Here is a 14,445-nt window from a genome sequence, read left to right on the forward strand (position 1 = left end):
TTTACGACTGTTAGATTTTATCAGAGGCATGCGGGGAGAACAACCAAGGACCTGGCCGTCTCTATACCGGCCAGGGAGCTTGAGTTAGGCAGACATACAATTGGCGAAAAAATGATCCCCATCCAGGAGCACTGATGGTAAGGTCTTGCTAAGCTAAGCCTATGGTATTATTTTTAAAAAAATGTAAAATAATCGAATATCAAAACCAAGGCTGTTACTGACCGGTAACCTGGAGTCTGTCATTGGAAAAAGAAAAAAAATCCTTGGATCTAAAATCTCTGCGTATTAAGCGGGGTGCTGACGACGCCAGTCTGTTACGGCCACAACGCCGTTTCCGAGTCGTTATCGCCGCGGTGCTGCTGTCAACCTTCCTCCTCATTCTGGTCGTTCTGTATGCCGCGGGCCTGTTGTCTTTGGCCCGGGAAGTGGAAGTGGCCACAGTGGTCAAGATCTATCCGGCTCAGGCCTTTACTTTGCTTAATGCCAGTGGCTATGTAGTGGCCCAGCGCAAGGCCGCGGTCTCTTCCAAAAGCACGGGTCGGCTGGCCTACCTGGGGGTTGAAGAAGGCAGCCGGATCAGAAAAAATGAGGTCATTGCCAGTCTGGAGAATCAGGACCTAATTGCGGCCCGGGATCAGTGGGCCTCCAATGTCAAGGTGGCAGAAGCCAACCGGTTAGAAGCAGAAGCCGAGTTAGAGGATGCCGCAGTCAATTATAGACGTTTTAAAGAACTGGTGGCCGCCGACCTGGTATCTCGCCAGGATTTCGATGCCGCCGAGGCTCGGTATAAAAAAGCACAGGCGGCCGTAACCGCTGCGACCGCTAATATAAAGGCAGCTAAGGCAGCGCTGGCCAAGGCCCAGACCGAGTTGGAATACACCCTGATCCGGGGGCCTTTCGATGGTCTGGTGCTGACCAAAAACGCCGAAGTGGGTGAAGTGGTGGCCCCGTTCGGGGCCGCAACCAATGCCCGGGCCGCGGTAGTGACCATGGCCGACATGGACTCTTTAATGGTAGAGGCCGATGTTTCGGAATCCAACATCGGCCAGGTCAGAGTGGGACAACCCTGTGAAATTCAGTTGGATGCCATACCTGGTGAGCGTTTTCAGGGCGAAGTCCACATGATTGTGCCCACCGCCGACCGCTCCAAGGCCACTGTCCTTACCAAGGTTAAATTCTTGGCTCTTGACTCCCGCATTTTGCCGGAGATGAGCGCCAAGGTAGCCTTTCTGTCCCGGCCCCTCCAGCCCGGGGAGGAGGAACCGCGCTTAGCGGTCCCCACTAAGGCCCTGGTTGAGCACCAGAACAGAAAAATCGCCTTCGTGGTTCAAGGGAACCAGGTCAAGACGGTGCCAGTGGCAACCGGAGCTCGGTTGGGCGATATGATGGAAATCAAGGCTGGCCTTAAAGATGGAGACAAGGTGGTAATTGCGCCGCCGGCCGACCTGGAGGACGGCGACAAAGTCAAAGTAAAGGAAGTTTGAATGACAGTAAGGGAATGTTCTGAAGATATAAGTAGTAACGGCGGTCTGGTGGAGATTCGCCATCTGTACAAATCCTATCGTCGGGGCAGCCAAACCATCCCGGTCCTCAATGATGTTTGCCTGTCCATCCCGGAGGGGGAGTTTCTGGCCCTGATGGGGCCGTCCGGCTCCGGCAAGACGACACTGCTCAACCTGATCGCCGGAATTGACCACCCGGATGAGGGAATTCTCCGGGTAAACGGCATTGATATCCACAGTCTGTCCGAGTCCGCCCTGGCGGTGTGGCGCTCCCGGCATGTGGGCTTTATCTTTCAGTTTTATAATCTCATCCCGGTGCTGACCGCCTTTGAGAATGTTGAATTGCCGCTGCTGTTAACCGATTTATCCCGCCTGGAGCGCCGCCAGCATGTGGAGGTGGCGCTTGGCCTGGTGGGACTGGAAGACCGCATGCACCATTATCCCCGGCAACTCTCCGGCGGACAACAGCAACGGGTAGCCATTGCCCGGGCCTTGATTACCGATCCGACCATTATCGCCGCTGACGAACCGACCGGAGATCTCGATAAGGTTTCGGCGGAAGAGATTCTCGATCTGCTGACCGGCCTGCATCAAGAATTTCAGAAGACCATCATTATGGTCACCCATGACCCCCGGGCCGCGTCCCGGGCCTCCTGGGTACGGCATCTAGACAAGGGGGTCTTAAACTCTAAAGACCAGCCCTATGAAACACCGGAACTTTAAACCAGGTACTTTATCAGGAGGCACCGGCATCTTGTCCGGGCAGATAAAAACTGATCCTGGGAGCGGGGGGGGCAGGGTCAGCGGTCCTCCAGTCCTTCCCTTAAATAAATCTTTTAATTGCTCCGACTAATAAGACTTAGGTTCATGGTTTTTAAAATTATTTTCCGAAATATCCTCCGCCACCGGCTGCGGACGTTTTTAACCATCACTGGCATGGCGGTGGCCATCCTCTCTTTCGGACTGCTGCGTACCGTGGTAGGCGCCTGGTATGCCGGGGTAGAGAGTTCCTCCGCCTATCGGCTGGTGACCCGCAACGCCGTCTCTTTGATCTATCGCCTGCCGGTAGCATATCTGAACAAGATCAGGGCAGTTCCCGGCGTGAGCGAAGTCTCCTACAGCAGCTGGTTCGGTGGCATCTACATCGACGAAAAAAATTTCTTCCCCCAATTTGCGGTGGAAGCCCGGCATTATCTGGACCTCTATCCTGAGTTCATCATCCCTCAGGACCAGAAACTGGCCTTCTTAAAGGAGCGCAATGCAGCCATTGCCGGGCGCCAATTGGCAGAAAAATATGATTGGCAGCTAGGGGATATCATTCCGATTCGAGGCAGAATCTACCCGGTCAACCTGGAGTTTGTGTTGCGGGGCATCTATACCGGGGCAGAAAAAAGCACCGATGAAGGCCGTTTCTTTTTTCACTGGGATTACCTTAACGAAACCCTGGAAAAAAATGCCCCAGCTCTGGCTAATCATGTGGGGGTATTTATCAGCCGGGTCGATGACCCCGACCAGGCTGCGCCGGTGGCCGGCCGGATCGACGCCCTGTTCAAAAATTCCCTAGCCGAGACCCTGACTGAAACCGAAAAGGCCTTTCATCTGGGCTTTGTGGCCATGACCGAAGCCATCCTGATGTCTATCCAGGTGGTCTCTTTTCTGGTCATCGGGGTCATCCTGGTGGTGCTGGCCAATACCATGGCCATGACTGCCCGGGAACGGATAAATGAATATGCCACCTTCAAGACCTTGGGGTTTCAGCCCTGGCACTTGGTGGGGCTGATCAGTGGGGAGTCCATCGCCATCGCCCTTGTTGGGGGGATAATCGGGCTGGCCTTGAGCTTTCCCGCCGCCCATGTCTTCCGTACCGCATTGTCGCAGTACTTTCGAATCTTTAACATTAGTTCGGTTACTTTAATCGCCGGACTGTTGACTTCACTGGGGGTGGGAGTGGTCTCGGCCATCATCCCGGCCTGGCAGGCCGCCCGGCTGAGCATCGCCGAGGGTCTGCGGCGGTTGGGATAGTTAATTCAACCAGGTAATGAAGATTCCGCTGAGCTATAGTTTCCGCAATCTCTGGACCCGGCGGCTGACCACCATACTCACCGCCGGGGGCATGAGCCTGGTGGTCTTTGTTTTTGCTTCGGTGTTGATGTTGGCCGAAGGGCTCAGGCAGACCCTGGTGGCGACCGGCTCCTACGACAATGCTCTGGTTCTGAGGTCCTCAGCCGAATCCGAGGTGCAAAGCGTTATCGACCGGGATCAGGCGGCGATTGTTGCTTCCCAGCCGGAAATCGCTCTCAACCCCCAGGGAATGCCACTGGTTTCCCCGGAGGTGGTGGTGCTCATCAACCTGCCCAAACAGAGCACCGGCCAACGCAGTAATGTCACCATCCGGGGAGTCAAGCCGATATCCCTGGAGATGCGACCGGAAATTAAACTGGCGGCGGGGCGCTTTTTCCGGCCCGGGTCCACCGAAATCGTCGTGGGGGAGAGCGTGGCCCGCCGTTTTGCCGACAGCGGTCTGGGTCAGACCTTGCGCTTTGCCATGCGCAACTGGAATATCGTCGGCATCTTAGACGCCGGTAATACCGGTTTCAGTTCCGAGATCTGGGGTGATGTTGATCAACTGATGCAGGCCTTTCGGCGCCCGGCCTATTCCGATGTGGTGCTCAAATTGAGGAATCCCGGTGATTTTAAGGCCTTGCGGGAGCGCCTGGAGAGCGATCCCCGGCTGACCGTCCAGGTCAAGCGGGAGGTGATTTTTTATGAGGAGCAGTCCGAGCGCCTGGCCGAGTTCATCCGCCTGCTGGGCATGGTCCTGACCAGCATCTTTAGCGTCGGCGCGGTGTTGAGTGCGATGATCACTATGTACGCGGCGGTGGCCAGCCGCACCGTGGAGATTGGCACCCTGCGGGCTTTGGGGTTTAGCCGGGGCAATATCTTGACCGCCATTCTAATCGAATCCTTGCTGATCGGTCTGATCGGCGGCCTGGGCGGTCTGGGAGCGGCCTCCTTTCTGCAATTTATCAATATTTCCACCACGAATTGGCAGACCTTCTCGGAAATTGCCTTTAATTTTGCCCTGTCCCAGGCAATTTTCATCAAAAGCCTGCTTTTTGCCCTGGGTATGGGGTTGGTTGGAGGACTGTTACCGGCCCTGCGCGCTGCCCGGATGAATATTGTCACTGCCCTGCGGGCGGCCTAGCAGCAGGATTTTATAAACTTGAGTTTGTTAAAGCCCTCCACAAAAGCCTTGACACTTTCTATTCTGAGCTTTAAAATATATGTAACTCAGTCCATGAAGGACTGGAACATCCTATGAAGGGAGGAGAACGCAATGCAAGGCACCCATGAACATCGGCACCTACATGCTCATGAGCACACGCATGTGCATACCCATGAGCATCGGCATGGGGATTTGGTTCATTCGCATGAGCATTCCCATACCCATGTGCATGAACATGTGCACGAACACTCCCATCCCCATCAGCATGCCGGGGATATCCACGTGCACGACCATGAGCACCCCGGCGAGCATGGCTCTCATGAGCATGAACATCCGGCTCATGAAGCCGAAGTCCACGATCATGAGCACTAACTAGCTCAGCGGACAATACCTCCGAAAGGCGAACCTGAGGGTTCGCCTTTGGCGTTAGGCCAGATAAAAGGCGGCATGGCGGAGAAAGCCAGTCCCCGCCTTCCAATTTAAAGAGCTATTTTCCCGCCAACTTCCACAGGTCCAGGATGCCGACATTGGCGATAATGCGGCCCTGATCATCCACAATGGGGATTTCTTTGATATTAGCCCCCGCCATCCGGTCAATAGCTTTATCCAGAGCATCGCTTTTCCGGGCATAGATCACATGCTTGTCCATAATGTCGGCTACTTTCTGGCAAGTAAGGCGGGTCAACAACGAGCGGACGAAAAAGCTGGGTTTATTACGCGCTTCGATAACATGGCGGATCAAGGCTCCTAAAGAGATGGTCCCCTGCAGCCGCCCCTGCTCATCCACCACATAAATTCCACGCACCTGCCGCAGATCGGTTATTTTATCAGCTACCTGCTCAAGAGTCGCGTCACCGCTGACCGCCAGATAGGGCAGGTTGTCGAGTTTATCCAGGACCTCGCCGATCTTCATTAGCCCTCCTGTGATAGGGGTTTACTGGTATGGGAAATTTCATCAGCCCGGAGTAGAGCATATTTGACCAGGGGTGGAGCGATCAGCTCATTAATGATTACCGAGCCGATCACCGCGCCCACTAAGATACTGGCCACCAGAGGTTGGGGAAAGATCTCCCGGGCCGCCAGCACCAGACCGACCGTCACTCCGGCTTTGGGGAACAGGGCCAGTCCTAAATATTTTTTGATCACTTTTGGGGCGCGGGAGATTTGCCCTCCGACCCAGGCCCCCAATTCTTTGCCACTGATACGACAGATGATAATGGTTAGGGCCAGCAATCCGGCCGACTTGAATACCCCCAGGTCCAGATGGGCTCCGGCCAGCCCAAAAAAGAGGCCAAACAGCGGCTCTTCGATCTGTTCGATTACCATAAAAAAATCATGGTGCCGCCGCTCCAGGTTGACAATAATAAAGCCTACGACCATATTAGCCAGTAAGGGCGAGAGTCTTAATAAGATCGCCACTCCGCTGGTACTGAATAAAACACCCAGTATCACCATGAACAACGCTTCCCGCCGACGAACCAGGCGAGCCATAAATTTCAGACCCATGCCAGCCAATCCCCCCAGCAGCAGGGAGAAGCCTATCTCTCGTACTGGACTTACTATCATCCTGAGCCATGAAACTGCCTCGGGATTAATTAAGACATGAGCAGCAGTCTCGGCCAGGGCAAAAAAGATAATCGCTAAGCCGTCATCTAGGGCAATGACTCCCAGTAAGGTAGTAGTGAAGGGACCGCTGGCCCGCAGCTCAGCGATTATAGCCAGTACCGCTCCGGGAGCGGTGGCTACTGAGATGGCTCCGATTATCAGGGCCATGGGCAGGTAAGTAGCAAACAGTTGATAATCTGGCCCTCGAAGACCGGTTAACCAGGGCAAAGCCGGGGTCAGCAGAACCGCAGTGACCAGGAAGGCCCCGACCGCCTGGGAGACGGAGATCCATAGTATAATTTTTCCTAAACGCTTAAGGCGTTCGTAAACCAGACTGCCCCCGATGGAATAAGCGATAATACCCAGGGCGATTTCGGTGATGATATAAAGATCTTCATCGATTACCCGACGCGACAAGATATTGGAAAAAGAGGGGCTAAGCAGCATGCCCGCCACCAGATAGCCGCTGATCCGGGGCAGATTGATGGCGTTAGCGGCCCGGCCTCCCCAATAACCTAGAATCAGCAATAGACCTACCGCCAGTAAGGGATGGCTGATCATTGAAGCGCCTTTTCTCTCTTCTTGAGCCACAACTCCAAGAGGTCCAGGATATCGAGGTCAGCAATGACCCGGCCCTGCTGATCCAGGACCGGCAAGTCCCGGATATTACGTTCAATCATTCGGGCTAACACCTCGTGGAGGGTTTCCTGCTCCTGACAGCTGCTGATGTCGGGGTCCATTACATCTTCGGCCTTTTCCGAGGTGAAAAGTTCGGTAATATGTTCACTGACTACCATGATGTCACTGACTCGATCGGACAGATAAAATCGGAAGATCACATCCTTAAGCACATCCAATGATATCGCACCTATGAGCTTCCCCTCCCCATCAACTACATAGACCATCCGCCGCCGGTGCCCTTTGACCATGGCCCGGACTACATCCTTCAAGGAAGCTCCTGGTGTGACTACCCCAAGTTGGGCCTGATGACCCAAAGAACTCAGAAATTCCCTGACCGTTATCCGTTCCACTCGCTCTCCCCCGTCAAATGATCATATCCGCCATCCTGGCTCGGAGACAAATCAGCTTTTTTTTTATACACTAAATCCGCTGTTGGTGCCTAACACATTTTAGCAACCGGCTGGACGCTGGGGTTCTTCTATCCTGGTCTCTAAGGTGGCAAGCCGGAAGGTTATCCTCCACGTCATCAAAGTTCCTAAAGGCCTTATTGGCCAAATGTTTTTTCCGCAGGGCTTCCGAGATATGTTCGGCAGGATTTAACTAGGGCTGCGGAGCGCAAGTTTGATCAGTCTTAGGTTTTCCGGAACCTGCAATTTCTGGGAAACGTGCCAACCTACTCGTTGCTCCTCAGCTGCAAAGATATTATCTTCCCAGAATCTCTTGACAGAATCCCCCGTTGTCCTTTATATTTGTATCTGAATCTCAATAAATTAAAAATTCATATGAAATCTGAGTTGGAAATCTTCAAGGAGTACATCCGGGGACGGGGGTTGCGGCAAACCCCGGAGCGGGAAAAGATCCTGCAGGAAATCGCCGCTATCCAGGGACATTTTGATGTGGATGGCCTGTATCTTCGCCTCCGGCGTCAGGGGATCAAGGTTTCCAAGGCCTCTATTTATCGAACCCTGCCGCTGCTGTTGGATTGCGGATTGATCCGCGAAGTCGATTTCACCGATGGTCATTGGCATTATGAGTCCATCTATGGTCAGCCCCATCATTGCCACCTGCGCTGTCTGAATTGCGGGGCTATTGTCGAATTCGAGGATCCCTTGCTCACCTGTGTGGAGCAGAAACTGGCCTGGCGGTTCGGCTACCATATCAAAACCCACAACCTGGAGGTTCAAGGTATTTGCCCCAAGTGTCAGGAAAAGTGGATAACCGGCAATGACGGCTAATGATTAGAGAACCCGAACCGAAGCGGAGCAGATTTTAAGCAACCGCTTCGGTCCTGTCGAAAGGCGGCCGATATATTTATTAGTTGAGCGTTTTCCTTAGGCAATTAGATAGAAACTTGTTGAGCAGGGAGTCCTCCCTGCTTTTTTATGCCCCAAACCTGGTGACCGGGGCTAAAAAGTTCAAAGGCGGCTGCCGGGCGGCAATCTTCTCTTCTGGAAATTGTCGAATTCTGCTATCATGGAAGAAATACTCTATTTGCTTGGCTAGGCTATCGCGGTGACGTCAACTTTCCCGGAACCCTCGGATCATCATGATTTAGCCACTTTGACCGGACAGGTGGAGCGGATCAGTTATACGCATCCGGTAAGCCACTTTACCGTGGCCCGCCTCAAGACCAGGGACCGTCCGGACTTGGTTACGGTGGTAGGGCGGCTTACCGGCATCCAGGCAGGGGAACAGGTGCGCCTCAAGGGTCGTTGGGTCTTTCACCCCCGCTTTGGTGAGCAGTTTCAGGTAGTCTGGTGGACCTCGGTGGTTCCGGCGACCGCTACCGGAATACAAAAATATTTGGCCTCGGGCTTTATTCACGGCATCGGGCCAGAGCTGGCCAGGCGTCTGGTCAAACACTTCGGCGACCAGACCCTCGAGGTCATCGATAATGCCCCCCAACGATTACAGGAAGTAGAGGGTATTGGCAGCAAACGGGCCGCCCAGATCCAGGCGGCCTGGGAAACCCAAAAAGACATCCGCGAGGTTATGCTGTTTCTCCAGGAGCATGGGGTGGGGGTGGCCTATGCCACTAAGATCTACAAACAATATGGTTCTCAGGCCATTCAGGTGGTCAGTGCCAACCCCTATCAATTGGCTACCGACGTTTATGGCATCGGCTTTCTCACTGCTGATCGTCTTGCCGCCCGCCTCAACATCGATCGCCAGTCCCCGCTCCGCTTGGCTGCCGGTCTCATCTATACCCTGGACCAACTGGCTTTGCAGGGGCATGTCTATGCTCCCCGCCAACTTTTGATTGATAAGGCCCAAGAGTTATTGGAAGCCGAAGCTCCGCCCCTGGAGGCAGCCTTGGAAAGCCAGGCGCAAACAGGCCACCTGGTGATTGAGTCTTGGGAAGGTGGAGAGGAACGCATCTACCGCAGACCCTTTTTTGTGGCCGAAACCGGCATTGCCCATTTGCTGGCCCGGCTGCAGCAGGGACCTGGCTTAGAGCGGCCGCTGGCCCTGGATCAGGCCCTGGAATGGGCGCAAAATCGCCGCCGCCTGGAGTTATCAGCGGAGCAAGCTCAGGCAGTGACCAGTGCCCTGACCGAAAAGGTGCTGGTGATTACTGGAGGGCCGGGAACCGGCAAGACCACCATTATCAGCTGTATCCGGGATATCTACCGGTCCCTGGGGGCCCGGGTGACCCTATTGGCCCCTACCGGCCGGGCCGCCAAGCGGTTGTCTGAGGCTACTGGCGGCGAGGCCTCGACCATCCATCGCTGCCTGGAATTTTCGCCCCAGACCGGCGGCTTCCGTCATAATGCCGCCCAGCCTTTGAAGACCGATGTGGTCATTGTCGACGAGGTTTCTATGGTGGATACTATCCTGATGTACCATCTGTTGAAGGCCTTGCCGGTCGCCGCTCGTGTCATTCTGGTCGGCGACGCCCACCAATTGCCCTCGGTAGGTCCGGGTAATGTCCTCAAAGATCTTATCGATTCGCGGGTCATCCCGGTCGCTCAGTTGCGAGAAATCTATCGGCAGGCCCGCCAGAGTCTGATTGTCATAAATGCCCACCGAATAAACCAGGGGCATTTCCCGATTTTCCCTTGTCAGTCCCAACATGCTGATTTCTTTTTCCTGGAGATTGACGATCCGGAAGTGCTCCGGGACCGGCTGCTGGAGGTGGTGGTAAAGAGGCTCCCCCGACAGTATGGTTTTGATCCGGTGAAGGATATTCAAGTCCTGACCCCCATGCATCGGGGGGTGGTCGGGGTTCAAAATCTTAACCAGGAATTACAAAAGCAACTCAATCGTATTGCCCCGGCCTGGGAACGGGGCGGTCGGACATTTAAATTACATGATAAAGTCATGCAATTGCGCAATAACTATGATAAAGAGGTATTCAACGGGGATATCGGCCGGGTGAGCGGCTTTGATGCCGTCAACAACTTGCTCAGGGTTGATTTTGAGGGTCGGGAAGTGGTTTACGAGCCGGCGGAATGGGATGAAATTACCCTGGCCTACGCCATCTCGATCCATAAAGCTCAGGGAAACGAGTTCCCGGCGGTGGCCATTGCCCTTACCACTCAACATTATCTGATGCTCCAACGGAATCTGCTTTACACCGCGGTTACCCGAGGGAAACAGCTGGTAATCCTATTGGGTAGTAAAAAAGCCTTGAGCATGGCCATCAGGAATGATCGGCCTTTAAAACGCTATTCTGGCCTGGCGGCTCGTCTGCGTCAGAGCCTGACCGGACCGGTTTAAAAGTCCTTGACATTTTATCCTCATGGAATAAAATCAAACCATACAAATTAAAGGGGAAGCGAGAGTGTCCATAGAGCTCTTTGAAGTCTTGGAGAATAGACTGGAACAGATCCTCACTCAGTATCAGACCTTGAAATCGGATAATGCCTCTCTACTCAAATCTCTACAGGAAAAGGAGCAGGCTCTCAAGGAAAGTCAGGAAACCCTGGAAAAAATGGGCCGAGAGCGGGAGCTGGTACGGCAGCGCATAGATCAGCTCTTGGCTAAATTAGGCAGCCTCGGCGCCGAAGCACAGGAGTAATTATTTACTGGTGCCGGAAACAATAAAAATCGAGATACTGGGACGGCCTATCACCCTGAAAAGCGACGCGCCCCCCGCCCGGGTGGAGCTCATTACCCAAATGGTGGACGACAAGATTAAAGAAATCAGGCAGGCCTTGCCCTCTATATCTCCCCTAGAGGTAGCCATTATGGCTGCCCTCAATCTGGCTTATGAATATCTAGAAACCAAGGAGGAATACCAGCAACTCCAAAGGGAAGTCGAAACTAAATCACAACGTTTAATTAAATTAATCGAGACGCGCAGTTCGCTTCCCCTGCAGTGCTCGTGATTAACAGATTAGTTGTTGTTCCAACACTACCAAACCGGGTTTCGGGTGGACTCCGGTGTGCACGACCCGAGAGGGAAAGCCTAAAGGAGCAACCATAGAGACCCACTTGAACTTTAGAGGTTCAAAACTTCCTGTTAACACGGCATCAATGGTGGGGGAAGCGAAATTATTTAGGCCAGGTCGGACTAGTATTATCTAAGTGGAAGCCGAGACTGGAAAAACGGGATTTGAAGTGCCCGGGGGCGGTTTGGAGAACAATCTGGCCCCGACAGACCAGTTATTCTATTACCACCTGCGGGGATGGTTCAAAATACCTAATAAGATCTTGTGGAGGTAAAAACCTCACCCGGGTTGAGGGATACTATCCTCACCCAGGCAAGGTCAGGCTTAAGAAAGGAGGGAAATAAGAGTCTGTACCGCGCCGGGGTATCATTTACCTCGAGCAATATCTTCGTGCAGTTCATAGACCCGAGTTAATTTTAACTATGAGCGGTGAACCGCTTGTCTATTTAATTACCCGCCCCTGTTAGCCAGCCTCGCGCGGCTTTCTATCGCGTCTATCCCTTCTCTTAAATTCATAATAAAAAGTTTTGAAATAAATTTCACATAATCTGTCCTCAAGACTTGCTGAGGAGCAGTAGTAATAATCAAGGAGGGAAGAAATCTTATGGGTTGGCCGGTGGCATCGACCACACTGCTCTTTTTAGTAGTGGCTGGAGGCTTGGGTCTGCTGGCCGGCTTCTACCTCCGCAAAATTATCCTGGAATCCCGGATCAAATCTGTGGAGAGCCTGGCTAAAAAAATGTTGGACGAGGCCAGGAAAGAGGCCGATGGTATTCGGAAGGAAGCCAGTCTTCAGGCAAAAGACCAGCTTTACCAATTAAAAGTTGATTTCGACAAGGAGGCTCGGGAACGTCGACTGGAACTTAATATCTTGGAAAAGCGGCTTCTGCAAAAGGAAGAGCACCTGGAACGCAAAACCGCTACCCTGGACAGCAAAGACTCAGAATTGGCCAAGCGAGAAAAAGCGGTGGCCAAAATCGAGAAGGCGCTCCAGGACCAGGAGAACCGATATCAACAATTAATTCAGGAACAAAAAAACCAGTTGGAGCGGCTGGCCGGCATCAGTTCGGAAGAGGCCCGCAGTCTTTTACTTCAGGCTTTGGAACGGGAAGTGCGCAGCGATGCCGCTCGCCTAGTCAAAAGAATCGAGGCTGAGGCCCGGGAACTGGCGGATAAAAAAGCCAAAGAGATTATTGCCTTGGCCATTAAACGCTATGCCGGTGATTATGTGGCCGAACAGACGGTGTCGGTGGTGAATCTGCCCAATGAGGAAATGAAAGGACGCATCATCGGTCGGGAAGGCCGCAATATCCGGGCTATCGAAGCTGCCACTGGCATTGACGTTATCATTGACGATACCCCGGAGGCGGTAATCCTCTCGGGGTTCAACCCGGTCCGTCGGGAAGTAGCCCGTCTGTCTTTAGAACGACTGATTTTTGATGGTCGCATCCATCCTGCCCGCATTGAAGAAATCGTCGAAAAGGTAACCCAGGAGATGGAGGTCAATGTGCGGGAAGCCGGGGAGGAAGCGGCTTTCGACGTCGGGGTGCACGGTCTTCATCCGGAATTGATCAAATTACTGGGTAAATTGAAATATCGCACCAGTTTTGCTCAAAATGTCCTGCAGCATTCCAAGGAGGTGGCCTTTCTGTGCGGCATCATGGCCGCCGAACTGGGAGTTAATGTCAAGCAGGCCAAACGGGCCGGACTGCTGCATGATGTGGGAAAGGCGGTGGATCATGAAATCGAAGGGCCACATGCCCTGATTGGGGCCGAACTGGCGAAACGCTATGGCGAATCTGCCAAGGTGGTGCACGCCATCGCCGCTCACCACGAGGATACCCCTCCCGAAAGTCTGTTGGCTGTCTTGGTGCAGGCCGCCGACACTCTGTCCGGGGCCCGTCCTGGAGCACGGCGGGAAATGTTAGAGTCTTATGTCAAGCGCCTGGAGGACCTGGAGAAGATCGCCCGGTCGTTTAACGGGGTCAGTAAGACTTATGCCATCCAGGCGGGCCGGGAAGTCCGCCTGATCGTCGACAGCGACCAGCTCAGCGATGAGGAGGCGGTCTTGTTGAGCCGCGAAGTGGCCAAAGAAATCGAGAAGAAGCTGACCTATCCCGGCCAGATCAAGGTCACGGTCATCCGCGAGACCCGGGCCGTGGAATATGCCCGTTAAGGAGTTTTTGATTGTTAGTTTTGGTTATTTCCTTTAAAACTTTGAACTAAAAACTTTAAACTGAGCCGTGCCCTTTTATGAAAATCTTTTTTATCGGCGATATCATGGGAGCGCCGGGACGGCGGGCCATTGCCCAGCTGCTCCACAAAGTGGTTGACCGATATCAGATTGATCTGGTAGTGGCCAATGGTGAAAATGTGGCCGGTGGCATCGGCATTACTCCGGTGCTGGCGGACCAACTGCTGGGGCAAGGCATTGATATCCTGACCAGCGGTAATCATCTCTGGAAGCATAAAGAAATACTCCCGTATCTGGCCGCCAATAACCGACTGTTGCGGCCGGCCAATTATCCTCCGGGAACCCCGGGAGAGGGATTAACCGTCGTCGAAACCGCCGCGGGAGAACCGGCGGCCATCATCAATCTGGAAGGCCGGGTCTTTATGAGCGCCCTGGATTGCCCCTTTCGCTGCGCGGACCAGGTGCTGGCCACTCTCCCCCCACAGGTCCGGGTTATTCTGGTGGATATGCATGCCGAAGCCACCAGCGAAAAGCAGGCCTTGGGATGGTATCTGGATGGCCGGGTCAGTGCCGTAATCGGCACTCATACCCACGTCCAGACCGCGGATGAGCGTATTTTACCACGAGGCACCGGATACCTCACTGATGCGGGTTTTACCGGTTCCTGCGATTCGGTGATCGGCATGAAGAGAGAAGTTATTATCGAACGCTTCTTGACTCAACGCCCCCAACAATTTAAAGTAGCCACTCAAAATATTCAGTTACAGGGGGTGGTTTTAACCATCAGTCCCGAGGGGCGATGCCTTGATTTGACCAGGATTCAGTTACCCCTGGACTGATAAA

General features: G+C 53.6%; 13 protein-coding genes, 1 other RNA gene and 1 pseudogene. 12 read left to right on the forward strand and 3 right to left on the reverse strand.

What is annotated here, in order from left to right; translation table 11 throughout:
• The first annotated feature begins 263 nt into the window (after nucleotides 1–263).
• From JRG72_04830 to JRG72_04850, 5 genes are all read left to right on the forward strand, one after another.
• Nucleotides 264–1,484, forward strand: a complete 1,221-nt coding sequence (locus JRG72_04830; protein MBW2134543.1) for an efflux RND transporter periplasmic adaptor subunit — start codon at nucleotides 264–266, stop codon at nucleotides 1,482–1,484.
• Nucleotides 1,485–2,225 (forward strand): ABC transporter ATP-binding protein, encoded by a 741-nt coding sequence (locus JRG72_04835; protein ID MBW2134544.1) that lies wholly within the window; start codon nucleotides 1,485–1,487, stop codon nucleotides 2,223–2,225.
• A gap of 144 nt (nucleotides 2,226–2,369) precedes the next feature.
• The gene (locus JRG72_04840; protein MBW2134545.1) at nucleotides 2,370–3,524 is read left to right on the forward strand and encodes an ABC transporter permease; all 1,155 of its coding nucleotides are present in this window, start codon (nucleotides 2,370–2,372) and stop codon (nucleotides 3,522–3,524) included.
• Between the two features lie 16 nt (nucleotides 3,525–3,540).
• Complete coding sequence (locus JRG72_04845) at nucleotides 3,541–4,707, forward strand: ABC transporter permease (protein ID MBW2134546.1); 1,167 nt, start codon at nucleotides 3,541–3,543, stop codon at nucleotides 4,705–4,707.
• Between the two features lie 183 nt (nucleotides 4,708–4,890).
• Nucleotides 4,891–5,100, forward strand: a complete 210-nt coding sequence (locus JRG72_04850) for a hypothetical protein (GenBank protein ID MBW2134547.1) — start codon at nucleotides 4,891–4,893, stop codon at nucleotides 5,098–5,100.
• 115 nt (nucleotides 5,101–5,215) lie between these two features.
• On the opposite strand, the gene JRG72_04855 is transcribed toward JRG72_04850, so the two are convergent.
• The 3 genes from JRG72_04855 to JRG72_04865 are packed head-to-tail and all read right to left on the reverse strand — an operon-like array spanning nucleotide 5,216 to nucleotide 7,364.
• Complete coding sequence (locus JRG72_04855) at nucleotides 5,216–5,641, reverse strand: CBS domain-containing protein (GenBank protein MBW2134548.1); 426 nt, start codon at nucleotides 5,639–5,641, stop codon at nucleotides 5,216–5,218.
• Nucleotides 5,641–6,894 carry a cation:proton antiporter gene (locus JRG72_04860; protein MBW2134549.1) on the reverse strand — a complete coding sequence of 418 codons (1,254 nt, stop codon included), beginning with the start codon at nucleotides 6,892–6,894 and terminating at the stop codon, nucleotides 5,641–5,643. The genes JRG72_04855 and JRG72_04860 overlap by 1 nt, the downstream gene beginning before the upstream one ends.
• Complete coding sequence (locus JRG72_04865; GenBank protein MBW2134550.1) at nucleotides 6,891–7,364, reverse strand: CBS domain-containing protein; 474 nt, start codon at nucleotides 7,362–7,364, stop codon at nucleotides 6,891–6,893. Before JRG72_04865 ends, JRG72_04860 begins: the two co-directional genes overlap by 4 nt.
• A gap of 444 nt (nucleotides 7,365–7,808) precedes the next feature.
• Between JRG72_04865 and JRG72_04870 the strand changes: the two genes are divergently transcribed.
• The 7 genes and pseudogenes from JRG72_04870 to JRG72_04900 all read left to right on the forward strand — a co-directional run bounded on the left by JRG72_04870 (nucleotide 7,809) and on the right by JRG72_04900 (nucleotide 14,441).
• Complete coding sequence (locus JRG72_04870; protein MBW2134551.1) at nucleotides 7,809–8,249, forward strand: transcriptional repressor; 441 nt, start codon at nucleotides 7,809–7,811, stop codon at nucleotides 8,247–8,249.
• A 277-nt stretch (nucleotides 8,250–8,526) separates the two neighbouring features.
• Nucleotides 8,527–10,734, forward strand: coding sequence for an ATP-dependent RecD-like DNA helicase (locus tag JRG72_04875; protein ID MBW2134552.1), 2,208 nt, complete (start codon nucleotides 8,527–8,529; stop codon nucleotides 10,732–10,734).
• Nucleotides 10,735–10,798: 64 nt separating this feature from the next.
• Nucleotides 10,799–11,035 (forward strand): cell division protein ZapB, encoded by a 237-nt coding sequence (gene zapB / locus JRG72_04880; GenBank protein MBW2134553.1) that lies wholly within the window; start codon nucleotides 10,799–10,801, stop codon nucleotides 11,033–11,035.
• Between the two features lie 7 nt (nucleotides 11,036–11,042).
• A pseudogene (locus JRG72_04885) lies at nucleotides 11,043–11,309 on the forward strand (cell division protein ZapA).
• 15 nt (nucleotides 11,310–11,324) lie between these two features.
• Nucleotides 11,325–11,507: non-coding RNA, 6S RNA (ssrS, locus tag JRG72_04890), on the forward strand.
• Between the two features lie 505 nt (nucleotides 11,508–12,012).
• Nucleotides 12,013–13,584 (forward strand): ribonuclease Y, encoded by a 1,572-nt coding sequence (rny, locus tag JRG72_04895; protein MBW2134554.1) that lies wholly within the window; start codon nucleotides 12,013–12,015, stop codon nucleotides 13,582–13,584.
• Between the two features lie 77 nt (nucleotides 13,585–13,661).
• Complete coding sequence (locus JRG72_04900; GenBank protein MBW2134555.1) at nucleotides 13,662–14,441, forward strand: TIGR00282 family metallophosphoesterase; 780 nt, start codon at nucleotides 13,662–13,664, stop codon at nucleotides 14,439–14,441.
• The last annotated feature ends 4 nt before the right edge of the window (nucleotides 14,442–14,445 follow it).

It is taken from the genome of Deltaproteobacteria bacterium (assembly GCA_019309545.1).
Lineage (GTDB): Bacteria > Desulfobacterota > Desulfobaccia > Desulfobaccales > Desulfobaccaceae > Desulfobacca_B.